This window comes from Anabaena sp. PCC 7938, from assembly GCF_049315035.1.
Classification (GTDB): Bacteria; Cyanobacteriota; Cyanobacteriia; order Cyanobacteriales; family Nostocaceae; genus Anabaena; species Anabaena cylindrica.
Genome location: NZ_CP186034.1, coordinates 1,649,360 through 1,666,134 on the forward strand (window position 1 = coordinate 1,649,360; position 16,775 = coordinate 1,666,134).

Here is a 16,775-nt window from a genome sequence, read left to right on the forward strand (position 1 = left end):
TACTCTGTATGGGAATGAATTCTAGAAGTCTCTGACTTCAATAATAGCAGAGGCAGAGCCTCGATGATAGCATTCCCAGTCTGAGACTGGGAACGAGATAAACACTTTTTAACTACAATTTTCCTATGAACTTTAACAACATTGACAAACAAATAATTATCACACAAGCCGGCGAAGGTAATACCCAAATTAATAACTTTCCCTCTCTTCCACCACAACTACAAACAAACCCTTTCACACCACCCCAACCCCGTAAAGGTGGACTGTTTGGACGCGAAGAGGAATTAGAAAAACTACATCAATTATTGCAAAGTGGTAAAAACGTCTGCGTTGTCTCCGGTATGGGAGGAGTTGGTAAAACTGGACTCGTGCGAGAATATGCCAATTTAACAGAATGCACATCATTTTTTACTGGTGGAGTCTATTATATTGATGCCAGAGATAGGCAAAATATGGCTGCGGAAATTATCGCTTTGACTAAATGGAGATTTAAAGCCGAGTTACCAGCAGATTTATCTACTCAACAAATGGTAAAGGCTTGTTGGCAAGCATGGAAAGGGCAAACAGAAAATGTATTATTGATTCTTGATGATGTATCTGGGTTAGCGGAGAATATCAAAACCTATTTACCACCAACAGATTTAGTTTCCATGCGGTTGTTGATGACTTCGCGGGAAACACCAGATAAACGCATTGCGGAAAAATTAGAATTACAGGTATTGTCAGAAGCAGCAGCAGTAGATTTATTAGCTTCAATAATTGGACAATCACGAGTTGATCAAGAACCAGAACAGGCTAAACTACTTTGTTATGAGTTGGGATATTTGCCTTTAGCTTTAGAATTGGTGGCATATTATTTAGATGATGAAGACTATCAAGATTTATCACTGTTAGCAATGCGTGGTAAGTTGCAAGAAAAAGTTAAACATCCTTCACTGTCACCGGAACAAGTACCGGGAGGAATGCAAGCACAAAGAGGTTTACAAGCTGCATTTGATTTGAGTTGGGATGAATTAAAACCGGAAGCTAAACATCTCGCTTGTGTGTTAGGTGCTTTTGCAGCTTCTCCTGTTTATTGGGGTTTTGTGACAAGAATTTATCAACAGTTGCAAGGTGAATCATTTAATGAGGATAATTTAAAAGACCGTTGGTTAAAATCTTTAAGAAAACTGCATTTGGTGATAACTGTTGAAGAAAATATTTATAATTTACATTTGCTTATTCACGACTATTTTAGTCAACAGTTTAAACAGCACTCTGATTACAGCCAAATTAAACAAGTATATTGTAATGTGTTTGTTGATATTGCTGGTGATGTTGAACAATCAAGCAATTTAGAAACATTCAATTTAATTGAACCACATCTCAAAAAGATGATTGCTTGGCGTAAAAGTAATGAAAATACTCAACTTGCTTACAGTTTAAATCAATTAGCACTACTGTATGAATCACAGGGACGGTACAATGATGCTGAACTTCTTTATTTGCAATCTTTGGATATCAGCAAACGCCAACGAGGTGCTGACCATCCCCTTGTGGCTTCCAGTCTCAACAATTTGGCAGGAATATATGAATCACAAGGACGGTACAATGATGCTGAACTTCTTTATTTGCAATCTTTAGATATCAGAAAATGCCAATTAGATAATGATCATCCCGATATTGCTACCAGTCTCAATAATTTGGCATTACTATATAAGTTACAAGGACGTTACAACGATGCTGAATCTCTTTTTTTGCAATCTTTAGATATCAGAAAACGCCAATTTGTTGCTGATTATTCAGATGTTGCACAAAGTCTCAATAATTTAGCAGAACTCTACACTTTACAAGGAAATTACAACGAAGCTGAACCTCTTTATTTACAATCTTTAGATATCAGTAAACATCAATTAGGTAATGACCATCCCAATGTTGCTACCAGTCTCAATAATTTGGCAGAACTGTACAGGTTACAAGGACGCTACAACGATGCTGAACCTCTTTATTTGCAATCTTCAGAAATCAGAAAATGCCAATTAGGTGCTGATCATCCCGATATTGCACAAAGTCTCAATAATTTGGCATTACTTTATTATTTACAAGGAAATTACAACGAAGCTGAACCTCTTTATTTACAATCTTTAGAAATCTGGAAACGCCAATTAGATGCTGAGCATCCCAATGTTGCTACCGGTCTCAATAATTTAGCAGTGTTATATGAAGTGCAAGGACGCTACAACGAAGCTGAACCTCTTTTTTTGCAATCTTTAGATATCAGAAAACGCCAATTAGGTGCTGAACATCCTGATGTTGCTGACAGTCTCAATAATTTAGCAGAATTATATAGAAATCAAGGACGTTACAACGATGCTGAAACTCTATATTTACAATCTTTAGAAATCTGGAAACGTCAATTAGGTACTGACCATCCTGATGTCGCGCAAAGTCTTAATAATCTGGCATTACTTTACCATTCACAAGGACGTTATAACGATGCTGAACCTCTTTATTTACAATCTTTAGAAATCAGAAAACGCCAATTAGGTGCTGACCATCCCTCTGTAGCTACCAGTCTGAATAATTTGGCATTATTGTATGAATCACAAGGTAAATACTCAGAAGCTGAAGATTTAGCTCAACAAGCATTGGCAATATATCAAAACAGATTAGGTAATCAACATCCTAATACGCAAAACGCAGCAGTTACAGTAAAGTTATTGTATGTAATGGGACTTTTACATTGCAATAAAGAAACATTGATTAGTATTCTCCAAGCACTTGCACAACAAGCAAACTTTCCCGCACTTAATACAGAAACAGCCTTAACCTTACTAGAAATGATAGAAAGCAATCCTGAACACTTGTCATCTATTCGAGAGTATTTGCAACAGCAAACAGAAGCATCTGATAGCGATACGTAATAATAAAATTGTCTGAATCAGGATGTCCAGGATTATAGGATTTACAGGATTATGAGTGTCAAATTACTTGATAAATTACTCAAATTCTGAATAATATCATGTTTGAGTCAAATAAATATAGTGCGATTTTGTGGTAAATTCTCACAAAAATAACTGTCTGAATCAGGATGTCTAGGATTATAGGATTTACAGGATTATGAGTGTCAAATTACTTGATAAATTACTCAAATTCTGAATAATATCATGTTTGAGTCAAATAAATATAGTGCGATTTTGTGATAAATTCTCACAAAAATAACTGTCTGAATCAGGATGTCTAGGATTATAGGATTTACAGGATTATGAGTGTCAAATTACTTGATAAATTACTCAAATTCTGAATAATATCATGTTTGAGTCAAATAAATATAGTGCGATTTTGTGATAAATTCTCACTAAAATAACTGTCTGAATCAGGATGTTCAGGATTATAGGATTTACAGGATTATGAGTGTCAAATTACTTGATAAATTACTCAAATTCTGAATAAGTCATGTTTGAGTTAACTAAATATAGTGCGATTTTGTGGTAAATTATCATAAAACTAATTGTCTGAATCAGGATATCCGGGATTATAGGATTTACAGGATTATAAGTTCCAAAATACTTGATAAATTACTCAAATTCTGAATAATATCATGTTTGAGTCAAATAAATATAGTGCGATTTTGTGGTAAATTCTCACAAAAATAACTGTCTGAATCAGGATGTCCAGGATTATAGGATTTACAGGATTACAAGTGTCAAAATACTTGATAAATTACTCAAATCCTGAATAGAATCATGTTTGAGTTAACTAAATATAGTGCGATTTTGTGGGAAACTCTCACAAAACTAATTCGGATTCCCGTAATTTATAATTAACTTACCAAAAACCATTGAGAACAACTACCAAAACCATAGATAGAAAACTGCTTAGATAGAAAATGACGCAATAATCAAAGTTAAGCCTATGAATCATCCACAATAATGACTCTTATACATCTCATCCTGTAAATCCTTAAATCCTGGACATCCTGTTCGCGTAGCGTGGCGTTAGCCATATCAGACAATTATTCTTGAAATATCCGACAACAATACATAAAAGCTGTTTAATTTCTAATCAGCTTATTGTTTATAAAAAATGTTAATCTGAAAATAACAGGAGGAAAGTATATGACTATAAAAGAGCAATTGATTCATGAAATTGAACAAGCACCAGAAAATATAGTTTCACAATTACTTGATTTTTTACATCTTCTCCAATTTCAACCACAACTATCATCCTCAGTCACTGAGACAGATGAAAGCCTTTTGAATTGCATTAACGGCTTCATGGTGATTAAAGCACAAGGTTCTTTACCGGATATTGATTGGGTTTCTTTTGTCCGTGAAGAAAGAATCAACGATATTACATCACAATGAAAGCACTATTCGACACAAATATCCTGATTCAGACAATTAGAAGTTTTGCCAAATTAAGAGGGAGATTCAAAACTTACATCTTCATAAACATCATTTATAGGACAGTGAAAATCTACACTTGCTAAATGTAAATTTTCCCCCTTTCCATAACTATAAAATAACCATTGACCTTCTGAATTACGACGGAAAACTTCTACATTGATTTTATTTTGACTGACTAAAACATATTCCTGAAGTGATTCTAAATTACGATAGTCAGCAAATTTATCACCTCTATCAAAAGCTTCTGTAGTTGGTGATAAAACTTCGATAATTAAACAGGGATAACGTAAAAAGTTATTAAAGGCTTTATCTCTTTGATCACAACTAACAATTACATCAGGATAATAATAGATATCCATTGTTTCAATATGCGCTTTTGTGTCGGAAATATAAGCTTGACATCCACTTCCGCGCAGATGATTTCTTAACATAGCAAACATATTGCCACTAATAACTACATGAGTATTACTAGCACCAGCCATTGCGTAAACTTCTCCCTGTCTATATTCATGTTTGATAGGGCTGGTTTCTTCCCCTTGGAGATATTCGGTGGTGGAAATATATTGATAATTGGGATTTGCAATCATAAAAAATACCCTGGGTAAATATATTAGATCATGCAATATAATCTCGTGGGGGTAATTATCCGCCCCACAAGATATATAAACTTACACTTCAGAAGATGCTTCTATTAATTTCACCGTCTTTTTCTCCACTGATACTGTAACTGATTGTTTTTTTGAGAATGTCAGACCATGTTCACCTTTATCAATCATAATTGTGTCACCAGAAATAAAAGTATTTTCTAATAACTTGGTAGCAAGGGGGTTTTCAACTTCGCGCTGAATTGACCTTTTTAACGGACGTGCGCCATAAACTGGATCATAACCTGCTTCTACAAGATGGTCACAGGCAGCTTGGGAGATTTCAAAGGATATTTTTTGCTCTTTTAAGAGATTTTCCACCCGTTTGAGTTGAATACGGATAATATGCCGCATTTCTGAACGGTTGAGGGTGTGGAAGAGAATCAAGTCATCAACGCGGTTCAGGAATTCGGGACGGAAGTGACTTCTTAAACCTTCCATAACTCGGTTTCGCATCATATCATACTTGCTATCATCACCAGCGACATCGAGAATATGTTCACTACCGATGTTGCTAGTCATGACTATGACGGTATTGCGAAAATCTACAGCCCGTCCTTGGGAATCAGTAACTCTACCATCATCTAATACTTGCAGCAAAATATTAAATACATCGGGATGGGCTTTTTCTACTTCATCTAAAAGCACTACAGAATAAGGATGACGGCGAATTGATTCGGAAAGTTGTCCACCTTCTTCGTAGCCGATGTAACCAGGAGGCGCACCCACGAGGCGAGAAACCGAGTGTTTTTCCATATACTCGGACATATCTAACCGGACTAAAGCATCATCAGAATCAAAGAGAAATTGAGCTAAAGCGCGGGCGAGTTCGGTTTTACCCACGCCAGTTGGCCCCATAAACAGAAATGAACCAATGGGGCGCGAGGGGTCTTTCATCCCTGCACGGGCGCGACGAATAGCCGCAGAGACGGCGGAAACGGCTTCTTCTTGACCGATGACCCGTTCATGTAAATGGCTTTCTAGTTGGAGTAATTTTTGCCGTTCTGATTCCAAAAGCCGATTTACGGGTATTCCTGTCCATTTGGCAACGATTTCGGCAATATCTGCTTCTGTGACTTGTTCCCGGAGTAGGGTTGAACCTTGATTTTTAATTGCTGAAAGTTCCGCTTCTTTGGTTTCAAGATCATGCTGTACTCCCTCCAATTTACCGTACCTCAGTATGGCAGTTTTTTCGTGGTCATAGGCGCGTTCTGCTTGTTCAATTTGTACTCTTAAAACTTCTTCTTCTTTTTTTAAAGCACTAATAGCTTCTAATAGCTGCTTTTCTCCTTGCCATTGCTCATTAAATTTTTGCTGTTTAACCGTTAATGTGCTAATTTCTTCTTCAATCCGGTCTAAACGCTCTTTTGTTTGAGCAGTACCATTTTCTTCTCTAGTTAATGAAACTTTTTCCATTTTCAGCTGCATTAAACGTCTGTCAATGGTTTCCAATTCGGCTGGTTTGGAGGTAATCTCCATTTTCAACTTCGCTGCGGCTTCGTCTACTAAGTCAATGGCTTTATCGGGGAGAAACCTGTCAGCAATGTAACGCGCTGATAAAGTTGCGGCTGCGACTAAAGCAGAGTCAGAAATTTTCACATTGTGATGCACTTCATAACGTTCTTTTAAACCCCGCAAAATCGAAATTGTATTTTCTACGCTTGGTTGGTCTACATATACTTGTTGAAAACGGCGTTCAAGTGCAGCATCTTTTTCTATGTGTTTGCGATATTCATCTAAAGTTGTCGCACCAATACACCGCAACTCACCCCGCGCTAACATGGGTTTTAGCAAATTACCAGCATCCATTGAGCCTTGTTGGTTAGCACCAGCACCAACTACGGTATGAAGTTCGTCAATGAAGAGAACAATTTGCCCGTTAGATTCAATAACTTCACGGAGGACATTTTTTAAACGGTCTTCAAACTCACCTCGGTATTTTGCGCCAGCGATTAAACTACCGATGTCTAAAGATATCAATTGACGATTCTTCAAAGATTCGGGAACGTCGCCGTTGACCATTCTTTGAGCTAAAGCTTCTGCGATCGCAGTTTTACCAACGCCAGGTTCACCAATCAAAACAGGGTTATTTTTACTACGACGCGATAAAACCTGAATTACTCGGCGAATTTCATCATCTCGGCCAATCACAGGATCTAATTTTCCGGCTTTTGCCCGTTCTGTCAAATCTATTCCAAATCGTTTTAATGCTTCGTAAGGTGCATCTGTAGATTCTGGTTCTCCCACCTTTTGAGTCACCTTTTGGGTAGTGCGAACAGTTTTAACAGCAGCTTCTAACTTAACTATATCTACATTTAAGCCTTTAAATATTTTTCTGCCAATGCGATCGTCTTCAGCTAAAGCCAGGAGTATATGTCCCTCCCCAATTTCCTCTTCTCTCATTCTCGCTCGAATTACTTCAGCGCGATCAAGTAGCAAATCTAAATTGCGTCCTAAGTAAAGCTGATCACTTTTACCAACTTTCGGCTGACGTTGGGTATAAGCTTCTAACTGCTGTTTTAAACGGTTAGAATCAACATCCCCACGGGCTAAAATACCTGTAGCTAAACTTGTAGGTTCTTCTAAAAGAGCAATAATTAAATGTTCGACTTCTAATTGCTGTTGTTGATAAGCACGGACTATATCCTGAGATTTAGTAATCGCTTCCCAGGCCGTATCAGTAAATTTATTAGGATCTGTAGGCTGCATCTGTAGAATTTTGGATTTTAGTTTAGAAATTGGGGAATGGGGAGATTTTAAGTATATAGACTAGCAAGACCTTTCGCTGTGCCTACAAACAGGGAAACAGCAGAAAACATAGTGTTGCTTCATACTACATATCCAGTTTTTTCCTAGTATCCCACTCCGCCCAAATAACGATCCAAACATAATTAGCGTATATCCGCTTATATCTTCGGTGGCAATTTGAGATTGGTAATTTAGTAATCCCCTCTTCCCTAATTTAGCTGAAGCCTGAGTGAATTGGCCTTTTTGTGCTTTACCTAAATTTTTTGATGAACAAACTACTGTTTCACCATCTGGTTTTCTGATTCTGCTTTTTCAGTTGTTCCGTGAGTAGCCAATTGAATCAACTCGACTTTATACCCATCTGGATCTTCCACAAAAGCAATGACAGTAGAACCATGTTTCATAGGCCCTGGTTCCCGGACTACCTTACCACCACGATTTTTAATTCCCTCACAGGTAGCGTAAATATCATCTACTCCCAAGGCAATATGACCGTAAGCATTACCCAATTCGTACTTTTCCACGCCCCAGTTATAAGTTAATTCTAGTACGGTATGGTCGCTTTCTTCACCATAGCCAACAAAAGCGAGGGTAAATTCTCCACCTGGATAATCTTTGCGTCGCAGTAATTTCATTCCTAGTAGTTCACAGTAAAATTTTAATGACTCTTCTAGGTTGCCGACTCGCAGCATTGTGTGTAGTAATCGCATATTGATACCTTTGTTCAATTCTTATATTTTATCTCTCCTCAGCAATTTCTACAGAAACCGCGTCTAACTCTGCTTTTAATTGCTCAATAATTGATAATTGTATTTGTAACAATGTAGCGTAAGGATTCAGAATGTTTGATATGGCAGGGAACTCTTAACAGAAGAGAAAAATATTCTTCTTCCTTCTTCCTTCTTCCTTCTTCCTTCTTCCTTCTTCCTTCTTTCTCCTGACTCCTGACTCCTGACTCCTGAATTCTTACAATGTAGCTTTGCTGTTTATATAATAAAAATTCAATAATTGAGAAGACAATTATTCAGACTTTCTTCTAAAGTAAAAGGAGATTTATTAGGAAATAGATTTAACTTAATTCCTGTTTCATTAGAGGCTTTAAGACGTGCCTTTTCGTAACAATCTGTAAAGATTTCTGCAAGTAGAGGTTGCAAACTGGGACTATCTTCTAATAGTGTTTCAATACAAATACGTTGTTCTGTAATGGTACTGCGCCAACTTTCACTGCGTTTTTCTGGTTGATATTGCCATTTTAGCAAGTGCATTAATAACACAATTAAACGGCTTTTTAACTCCCGTTTTTCACTTCTACCCATGCTTTCGATTTCTTCAATCAGATTTTCTAAATCAATTTCTGCAAATTTTCCTGCTTTTAATTGTTTAGCTGTTGTGTCTATCCACAGATAAAAATCTTGGTCGTAAAGATTAGCGTTTGCAGTTACTTTTGTTTGGGGTGCTTTCATATATTTTTAACCTCCTATTATTCTAATATAGCAGGAGTCAGAATTCAGTATTAAAACCCTTGTGTAGCATGAGTTTTATGATTAATTGATGTCTTAATCACCCTGTCCATTGCTATATAACAAATAAATTTAGATTTAGATGAAGTTGCTCTGTAGACTGCGTTATGGTGCTTTAGTTCAATTCCTGTAGCTCTATCCATGTATATACAAGAATGACTCTCTTGATTCCTGATTATCTCCAAATCCTTGACGAGCAAAGATTTCAATCATCTCGCTGCGGGTCAAATTATTTGCTGCGGCTAATTCGTCTAGCTTTGCCCAAGCAGTATCTGTAAGCCTGATAGACCGCAACTTTTTAGTCTCAGAACCATAATCAGCCTGAAATTTACCTCCTAGTGTGCGCTTGCGTCTGGGTGATTTATGCCTTGTTCCTGAATACTTGTCGCCATGTATATCTATTTTATTGCTGGTTATTAAATTCACTAGATTATCAATCAAGCGATCGCTCTCCATTGGTAAAATATCTTTACCATGCAGCATATTCTGAAGAATTGTGAAATGGATTAATGTACTCATAAAAATCCGTGCAGCTACCTCTAGATCAGGTAATTGTAGTTCTGGATGGGCTTGAAAATATTGGGTAATCACCTCCAACGCAGGTTTATCTGCATTGCGGACAAATACTTGCGCTAGTGAGGGAAATCGTCCAGATTCGGCAATAATCAGCCTCACAAGATCCCGTAACTCCTGCGAAGAATTGCTACTATCTAAAATATTTTTTGCCAAGCGACGCAGCACAATCTCCGGTTCACCTTGCAGAAATCCGGGTTCAGGGTTAAAAACAGCCAAATATTTTTGCTGTGTTAATCCTTCAATCAATGCAGTGAATAATCCTTCCTTATCCTGAAAATAGCTGTATACCGTTGTTTTCGACACCCCTGCGGCTGCTGTCACTTTATCCATTGTTGTCGCAGCATAACCATTTGCCAAAAATTCCTGCAAAGCACCAGCCAGGATCGCATCTACTTTATCTGCTGAGAGCGATCGCTCTCCAGTACTTTTTTCTACTTCTTTACTCTTTTTTCGCATATAAGCAACCCAAATGAATAATTTCGGTGATAACTCTTGACTTATTGTAATGGACAGTTTAGTTTATTTATATCACTAAACTAATTAGTTTAGTTAGCATCTTCAATGTGAGAAGGAAACTATATGATGCGTGAACTAGCATTTAAACCCAGTCAGCGACCAATAATTATGCTGGGAACAGCGATAATTGTCGGCATTGGAGGCTTACAAGGGTACAGAATTTTACAAAATTCATCTAAAACAGCCCAGATAACTCAAGTTTCTCAAGTTAGCATACCTCAAATTAAGACTGTGACAGCATTAGGGAGACTCGAACCCAAAGGTACAGTAATTACACTTTCTGCACCTACATCTGGTCAAAGCAGCCGAGTAGAGCAACTTTTGGTCAAAGAAGGCGATCAAGTTAAAGCTGGACAAGTCATAGCCATTTTAGATAACCGTTCTCAACTCCAAGCAGCTTACCAAGAAGCACAAGCAGCAGTGAAAATTGCTCAGGTAAACTTAGAAAAAGTCCAAGCAGGGGCAAAAATAGGAGAAATAAAAGCCCAAAAAGCTGAAATTGCCAGAATACAAGCCCAAAAGCTAGGAGATGAAACAGGACAGAGAGAAACAGTAGGGAGATTAGAAGCACAATGGCAAGGCGAAACAACAGCACAACGCGCAACCATCAACAAACTACAAGCAGAACTGAAAAACGCCGAAGTAGAACTGCAAAGATATCAGCAACTTTACCAAGATGGGGCAATTTCTCAGTCATTATTCGACAGTAAACGCCTAAGCTTTGATACCATTACCCAACAATTGAGTGAAGCTAGAGCCAACCTCAATCGTATTGATAGCACGGGAAGAAAGCAAATTAGCGAAGCTAAAACTGCTCTCAGTAGAATTAATGCCACAGGTAGCGAACAAGTCATTTCTGCCCAAGCCACATTAAACCAAATAGCCGAAGTGCGTCCAGTCGATGTCACAGCAGCCAAAGCCGAAGTTAACCGTACCATAGCCGCAGCGCAACAAGCAAAGGCAAATTTAGATCAAACCTATGTGAAGTCCCCAGAAAACGGTGTAATCTTTGATGTTCATACCCGTGCCGGTGAAGTAGTGTCTAATGACGGGATAGTGGAAATTGGACAAACTAAGCAGATGTATGCAGTGGTAGAAGTTTACCAAAGTGATATTAGTAAAATCCGACCCCAACAAAAAGTAAGAATATCTAGTAATTCCTTGTCAGGAGAACTACAGGGAACAGTAGATTGGTTAGGTTGGAAGGTACAGCGGCAAAATGTGATTAATTCTGACCCCAGTGAAAATATTGATTCTAGAGTTGTTGAAGTTCATGTCCAGCTAGATCAGGAATCAAGTGATAAAGCAGCAAAATTTACTAATTTACAAGTACAGGCGGTAATTTCATTATGATAGGATTTATTCAAGAACTGCAAAGACGTACACCTTTGGGATGGTTGCAACTCAGCCATCATAGAAGTCGGTTGTTAGTTGCGATATCAGGTATTGCTTTTGCAGATGTGCTAATTTTTATGCAGCTTGGCTTTCAGAACGCCTTGTATGACAGCAATACCACCTTAAACCGCGCTGTGGTTGCAGACATCATTTTAATCAGTCCGCAAAGCCGAAATATGCAAAATATGTCCACTTTTTCCCGAAGACGACTGTTTCAAGCCGCTGATGTACCCGGTGTTAAATCAGCCGAAGCCATGTATATCGGTTTAGTAACCTGGAAAAATCCCCAAACACGCCGCAAGACATCAGTGCAAGCAATTGGGTTTAATCCTGAACAACCAGCATTAAATATTCCAGAAGTCAATACTCAATTAGATAAAATTAAATTACCCGATAATTTTCTTTTTGATCGCGGTGCAAGAGGAGATTACGATCAAGTTTTTAGTCAAATAGATGGTGGTAAAACTGTCAGCACAGAAATAGAAAAACGGACAATTAACATTAGTGGATTATTTAAATTAGGAGCATCATTTGGCGCAGATGGGACGTTAATTTCTAGTGATGAAAACTTTTTACGTATCTTTCCCAGAAGACAAGTAGGAAGTATCAATCTCGGTTTAATTTCTATTCAACCAGGATATGACGTAGAACAGGTAGCAGCCGCATTAAAATCACACCTTAAAAATAATGAAGATGTGAAAGTTCTGACTCATGCAGAATATATCCAATTTGAAGAAGATCATTGGAGAAAAGAAAGCCCTATCGGTTTTATTTTTGGCTTGGGTGTATCCATGGGATTTATTGTGGGTATCATTATTGTTTATCAAGTTCTTTCCACAGATGTTAATGCCCATATTAAAGAATATGCTACATTTAAAGCCATGGGATATCAAAACTCGTATTTATTAGGAGTTATTTTTGAAGAAGCAATAATTTTAGCGGTCTTAGGATTCATTCCTGGATTTATAGTCCCTTTAGGAATATATAAACTAGCCAGAAACGCCACAAATCTACCCTTATATATGACATTAGCTAGAGCCTTAATAGTTCTATCCCTAACAATTATCATGTGTGCAATCTCTGGCACAATAGCTACGAGGAAATTACAATCAGCAGACCCGGCGGATATGTTTTAAATTAGGGAACAGGGAACAGGTGACAGGTGACAGAAAAAAATAAAATCTAACCTACATTACTTACTTTGCGTCTTTGTGTGAGAAAAAACATTAAATATGGAAATCATTAACTCTTCCAAACCAGTAATTAATGTCCAAAACCTTGATCATTACTTCGGAACTGGACAACTCAAAAAACAAGTTCTGTTTAATATCAACCTTACCATTAATGCAGGTGAAATAGTCATCATGACAGGGCCGTCAGGTTCAGGAAAAACCACATTATTGACCTTAGCTGGTGGGTTACGTTCTGCTCAATCAGGAAGCTTGAAAATATTAGGTGAAGAATTATGCAAAGCTAATCCCAAACAACTCACCCAAGCGCGACGCAATAACGGTTATATCTTCCAAGCTCATAACTTACATGGTAGTTTAACAGCACTGCAAAACGTGCGGATGGGTTTAGAATTACAACCAAAAATATCAACTCAAGAAATGCTCAATCGTTCAAAAGCAATGTTAGAGGAGGTAGGATTAGGAAAGAGAATTGATTACTACCCAGATAGTTTATCCGGTGGACAAAAACAACGAGTTGCGATCGCACGAGCATTAGTCAGTCAACCTAAAATTGTTTTAGCAGATGAACCGACAGCCGCACTGGATAAGCAATCTGGACGGGATGTGGTAGAATTAATGCAGAAATTAGCAAAAGAGAATGGTTGTACAATTTTGCTCGTTACCCACGATAACCGCATTTTAGATATAGCAGATCGCATTGTTTATATGGAAGATGGTCATCTAGTTAGGGATGGTGTAGTCGCGGTGACTGCGTAAAAGCGAAATTATTATTGCCTCCGGGATTTCCACATCAAAAATATACAAATATTGCTTGTGGTGCGGGCTGAAAAGCCCGCTAATTATCTACAATCCTTTTCACTCCTATATCTAGGGCTTGCTGAATAAACTAAAAACCTAGATATATCAACAGTTTTAGGCTGAAAAAAGTAGGAGAAGGTGCAAGAAATAAGCGATGAAATCATCAAAAACCGTTCATTTACCCAGATTTGAGAATATTCTGATCTCCTTTTAATTCTTCCTCCTGACTCCTGACTCCTGACTCCTGACTCCTGACTCCTAGCCCTAACAGAAAGACTTTTATGCCTAACGGCACGCTACGCGGTAAGCGAAGCTATGCCCGCAGGGCTTTACAGCAAGCCCTAATTACTCTTGATCATTTCCTGTAACTTCCACTTCCTGAATATTGTTGATATCAGCAGATTCAGAAACCATCACTAATTCATTATCTAGCTGATGATTATGCCGCCATTCATCCAAAACATCTTTAACTAATACTTCTTGTATCCAAATTTTAGCGACAACAGTTAAAGGCAGTGCTAACAATAATCCTAAAAAGCCAAAGAAAGTAACAAAAAATAACTGAGAAATTAAGGTTACTGCTGGCAACAAAGATACCTGATGTGCCATGACTACAGGGGTGATAAAATTACTCTCAGCTTGTTGAATAAAAAAGTAGAGAATTAAGACAGCAACAGGTTTCCAAGGAGAATCCAAAAGAGCGATCGCCATTGCTGGAACAACGCTCATAGTTGGCCCCAAATTAGGAATTAAATTCATAAATCCCGCTAAAACTGCTAGTGCTAAAGCTGCCTTTACACTCAAAACTGATAAACCCACCAAGCTCATCAATCCCACCACAAATATAGCAATAAAAGCCCCTGTCACCCATCCTTCTAATGAAGTTTCACACTTAGCTAAAATTCCCTCAACTCGTCGCCGATAAAATGAAGGAAACAGCCGTATGAATACTTTTCGATAAGCATTAGGATCGGCTAAAAACATTCCTGTTAAAACTAGCACTAAGAGAATATTTAGGACAATTACCAAAGAACCAGAAACAAAGGCAAAAGAGTTTCCCAATACTCGATTAAATAAGGGCTGTGCTTCGGAAATTAATCCGTTAAGATCGGGGATATAAGGTACTAATTGATCAGGAATGTGAGTTCTCTGTTCGTCAATCCAATCATTAATGCGTTCAAACCCTTGAGGAACTCGTAAAGTGAGTTCTTGAAATTGCTGGGCAAAGGGTGGGACAATCAGCCAGAAAAACCCAATTACACCAGCGAAAAAGAGAGCTACTGATAGAACAACAGCAAGGACACGTTTCATCCCTAAGCTTTCCAAACGTTGAGCTAACCTATTTAAGGCAGTTGCTAAAACAACGGCAGCAAATATCAGTAACAGTACTTCTCGTAGTTGCCACAATATATATAACGATATTACTAAGGCAATTAAACCAATCCATTGACCAAGTTTCACACACTAACTCCCAAAACTTACTTTGATAAAATTTTCTAGCTATGTAGCTAGGTTAGCTGATTTTAAGAGAGTGTTTGAAAAGTGGTGGCTGAGGTATCCAAAACTCAGATCCTCCTAAATCCTCCTTTTTAAGGAGGACTTTGATTAGGTTATTCCCCCCTTTTTAAGGGGGGTTAGGGGGGATCTTGATACAACAGAATACTTTTCAAACATCCTCTAAGGGTTTCCCCCTAGAAAATTGCAGTTAATTTTGCTTTTGTGCTGGAATTCGCCAAAGTAGGATAGTTATCATAGTTATAGTAGGCAATAAAATTAGAATTAGCGCGTTTGTTGATGTTTGTGGAATCAAAAACATCGGACCGACATACTTAATCGCCAACGATATTACAGTTGAGAGTAGAAGTAGTTTTAGCAAGAAACCTAGTTGATTTTTCATCCAAGTACGGCAATACACATTTTTTTGGTGGGGTATACACGAATTTAAACTGCACGATTCAGTTTCTACAATAGGTATCAGATACAAAAATTTACTTATCTTGTTTTTGTAGCTGTAAACATACACAACAAAATTACTAAGGAGTCAGGAGGAAGGAGTCAGGAGGAAGGAGTCAGGAGGAAGGAAGAAGAATATTTTTCTTTTCTGTTCCCTGCTATATCAAACATTCTGTATCCTGAATCCTTACCAAAATTAAATTCTCGAAAATATGGGAATAATCACAATCTCTAGTTGCTGGTAAATTGCCAAAAGGCTGGATTGGATGCTGTAACTTCCAAATTAATTCTATTTTCTCACACCTATGATTTATCTACCAGTTTCATTACTGTTATTTATCGCTTTGTTGCTGTTGCTGCCATTTATCTGGTTTGCTGTAGCAATAGACGTAGTAGAAATTGCAGTAGCCAAGTTGGGTTTTTCTCCTAATGTTGCCTTTTTATTATTGCTGTTAGTAATTGTTACCAGTACAATCAATATTCCCATCTATCGCTTAGAATCTCCCTTTCAAGTAGCGGATGAATTTGCTGCACTGTGGTTAAGGGAATTTTGGGGCATTCCATTAAGGAAAATACAAAGTTCTACGGTGGTAGCTCTAAATGTGGGCGGTGGATTAATACCTGTAGCGTTGGCATTATACCAATTTTATCAGGGAAATACTCTGGCAATTCTGATAGTTACAGCCATTGTCACTGTTATCAGCTACTTTGCAGCCCAGGTAGTACCGGGAATTGGCATTCAAATGAATCCATTGCTTGCTCCTTTGAGTGCGGCTGTGTCTGCCATGCTAATAGCCTCACCTCATGCTGCACCTGTAGCTTTTGCTGGTGGTGTTCTGGGTACGCTCATTGGTGCTGATTTGTTGCATCTAAAAGACATTCAAACTATGAGTTCTGGTGTGTTGAGTATTGGTGGTGCTGGTGTATTTGATGGTATTGCTTTATGTGGATTATTTGCTTTGTTATTAAGTTGAAAAATTAGTCATTAGTCATTAGTTATTGGTCATTTGTAATGATTAATGACAAATAAACAAATTTCATTGA

The 16,775-nt window shown here is 37.8% G+C and carries 12 protein-coding genes; 6 read left to right on the forward strand and 6 right to left on the reverse strand.

The annotated features are described in order from the left end of the window. Window positions 1–125 precede the first annotated feature (125 nt). A complete protein-coding gene (locus ACOWPH_RS07670; RefSeq protein ID WP_015214828.1) occupies window positions 126–2,903 on the forward strand; it encodes a tetratricopeptide repeat protein in 2,778 nt (925 codons plus the stop codon). Between the two features lie 1,194 nt (window positions 2,904–4,097). After that, window positions 4,098–4,346, forward strand: coding sequence for a hypothetical protein (locus ACOWPH_RS07675; RefSeq protein WP_015214829.1), 249 nt, complete (start codon window positions 4,098–4,100; stop codon window positions 4,344–4,346). A 53-nt stretch (window positions 4,347–4,399) separates the two neighbouring features. Here the strand turns inward: ACOWPH_RS07675 and ACOWPH_RS07680 are convergent, their stop codons facing one another. The 5 genes from ACOWPH_RS07680 to ACOWPH_RS07700 all read right to left on the reverse strand — a co-directional run bounded on the left by ACOWPH_RS07680 (window position 4,400) and on the right by ACOWPH_RS07700 (window position 10,332). After that, window positions 4,400–4,975: a Uma2 family endonuclease gene (locus ACOWPH_RS07680; RefSeq protein ID WP_015214830.1), complete on the reverse strand. Its 576-nt coding sequence runs from the start codon at window positions 4,973–4,975 to the stop codon at window positions 4,400–4,402. 81 nt (window positions 4,976–5,056) lie between these two features. Next, the gene (clpB, locus tag ACOWPH_RS07685; RefSeq protein WP_015214831.1) at window positions 5,057–7,741 is read right to left on the reverse strand and encodes an ATP-dependent chaperone ClpB; all 2,685 of its coding nucleotides are present in this window, start codon (window positions 7,739–7,741) and stop codon (window positions 5,057–5,059) included. A 314-nt stretch (window positions 7,742–8,055) separates the two neighbouring features. Further along, window positions 8,056–8,490: a lactoylglutathione lyase gene (gene gloA / locus ACOWPH_RS07690; RefSeq protein ID WP_015214832.1), complete on the reverse strand. Its 435-nt coding sequence runs from the start codon at window positions 8,488–8,490 to the stop codon at window positions 8,056–8,058. 291 nt (window positions 8,491–8,781) lie between these two features. Next, window positions 8,782–9,243, reverse strand: coding sequence for a DUF29 domain-containing protein (locus tag ACOWPH_RS07695; RefSeq protein WP_015214833.1), 462 nt, complete (start codon window positions 9,241–9,243; stop codon window positions 8,782–8,784). Window positions 9,244–9,435: 192 nt separating this feature from the next. Further along, window positions 9,436–10,332, reverse strand: a complete 897-nt coding sequence (locus ACOWPH_RS07700; RefSeq protein WP_015214834.1) for a TetR/AcrR family transcriptional regulator — start codon at window positions 10,330–10,332, stop codon at window positions 9,436–9,438. A gap of 123 nt (window positions 10,333–10,455) precedes the next feature. Here ACOWPH_RS07700 and ACOWPH_RS07705 point away from each other — a divergent pair, with 123 nt between their 5' ends. The 3 genes from ACOWPH_RS07705 (at window position 10,456) to ACOWPH_RS07715 (ending at window position 13,736) form a co-directional block, all read left to right on the forward strand. Next, a complete protein-coding gene (locus ACOWPH_RS07705) occupies window positions 10,456–11,745 on the forward strand; it encodes an ABC exporter membrane fusion protein (protein ID WP_015214835.1) in 1,290 nt (429 codons plus the stop codon). Then, on the forward strand, window positions 11,742–12,923 hold the full coding sequence (devC, locus tag ACOWPH_RS07710) for an ABC transporter permease DevC (RefSeq protein ID WP_015214836.1): 1,182 nt from the start codon (window positions 11,742–11,744) through the stop codon (window positions 12,921–12,923). The genes ACOWPH_RS07705 and devC overlap by 4 nt, the downstream gene beginning before the upstream one ends. A gap of 96 nt (window positions 12,924–13,019) precedes the next feature. Next, complete coding sequence (locus tag ACOWPH_RS07715) at window positions 13,020–13,736, forward strand: DevA family ABC transporter ATP-binding protein (protein ID WP_015214837.1); 717 nt, start codon at window positions 13,020–13,022, stop codon at window positions 13,734–13,736. Between the two features lie 387 nt (window positions 13,737–14,123). Here the strand turns inward: ACOWPH_RS07715 and ACOWPH_RS07720 are convergent, their stop codons facing one another. Further along, window positions 14,124–15,239 carry an AI-2E family transporter gene (locus tag ACOWPH_RS07720; RefSeq protein ID WP_015214838.1) on the reverse strand — a complete coding sequence of 372 codons (1,116 nt, stop codon included), beginning with the start codon at window positions 15,237–15,239 and terminating at the stop codon, window positions 14,124–14,126. Between the two features lie 797 nt (window positions 15,240–16,036). Between ACOWPH_RS07720 and ACOWPH_RS07725 the strand changes: the two genes are divergently transcribed. Continuing rightward, window positions 16,037–16,705, forward strand: coding sequence for a DUF1614 domain-containing protein (locus ACOWPH_RS07725; protein ID WP_015214839.1), 669 nt, complete (start codon window positions 16,037–16,039; stop codon window positions 16,703–16,705). The last annotated feature ends 70 nt before the right edge of the window (window positions 16,706–16,775 follow it).

Bases quoted from the DNA above. Each gene is read 5' to 3' on its own strand.
- ACOWPH_RS07670 (WP_015214828.1), top strand. From the start codon at position 126: ATGAACTTTAACAACATTGACAAACAAATAATTATCACACAAGCCGGC.
- ACOWPH_RS07675 (WP_015214829.1), top strand. From the start codon at position 4,098: ATGACTATAAAAGAGCAATTGATTCATGAAATTGAACAAGCACCAGAA.
- ACOWPH_RS07680 (WP_015214830.1), bottom strand. From the start codon at position 4,975: ATGATTGCAAATCCCAATTATCAATATATTTCCACCACCGAATATCTC.
- clpB (WP_015214831.1), bottom strand. From the start codon at position 7,741: ATGCAGCCTACAGATCCTAATAAATTTACTGATACGGCCTGGGAAGCG.
- gloA (WP_015214832.1), bottom strand. From the start codon at position 8,490: ATGCGATTACTACACACAATGCTGCGAGTCGGCAACCTAGAAGAGTCA.
- ACOWPH_RS07695 (WP_015214833.1), bottom strand. From the start codon at position 9,243: ATGAAAGCACCCCAAACAAAAGTAACTGCAAACGCTAATCTTTACGAC.
- ACOWPH_RS07700 (WP_015214834.1), bottom strand. From the start codon at position 10,332: ATGCGAAAAAAGAGTAAAGAAGTAGAAAAAAGTACTGGAGAGCGATCG.
- ACOWPH_RS07705 (WP_015214835.1), top strand. From the start codon at position 10,456: ATGATGCGTGAACTAGCATTTAAACCCAGTCAGCGACCAATAATTATG.
- devC (WP_015214836.1), top strand. From the start codon at position 11,742: ATGATAGGATTTATTCAAGAACTGCAAAGACGTACACCTTTGGGATGG.
- ACOWPH_RS07715 (WP_015214837.1), top strand. From the start codon at position 13,020: ATGGAAATCATTAACTCTTCCAAACCAGTAATTAATGTCCAAAACCTT.
- ACOWPH_RS07725 (WP_015214839.1), top strand. From the start codon at position 16,037: ATGATTTATCTACCAGTTTCATTACTGTTATTTATCGCTTTGTTGCTG.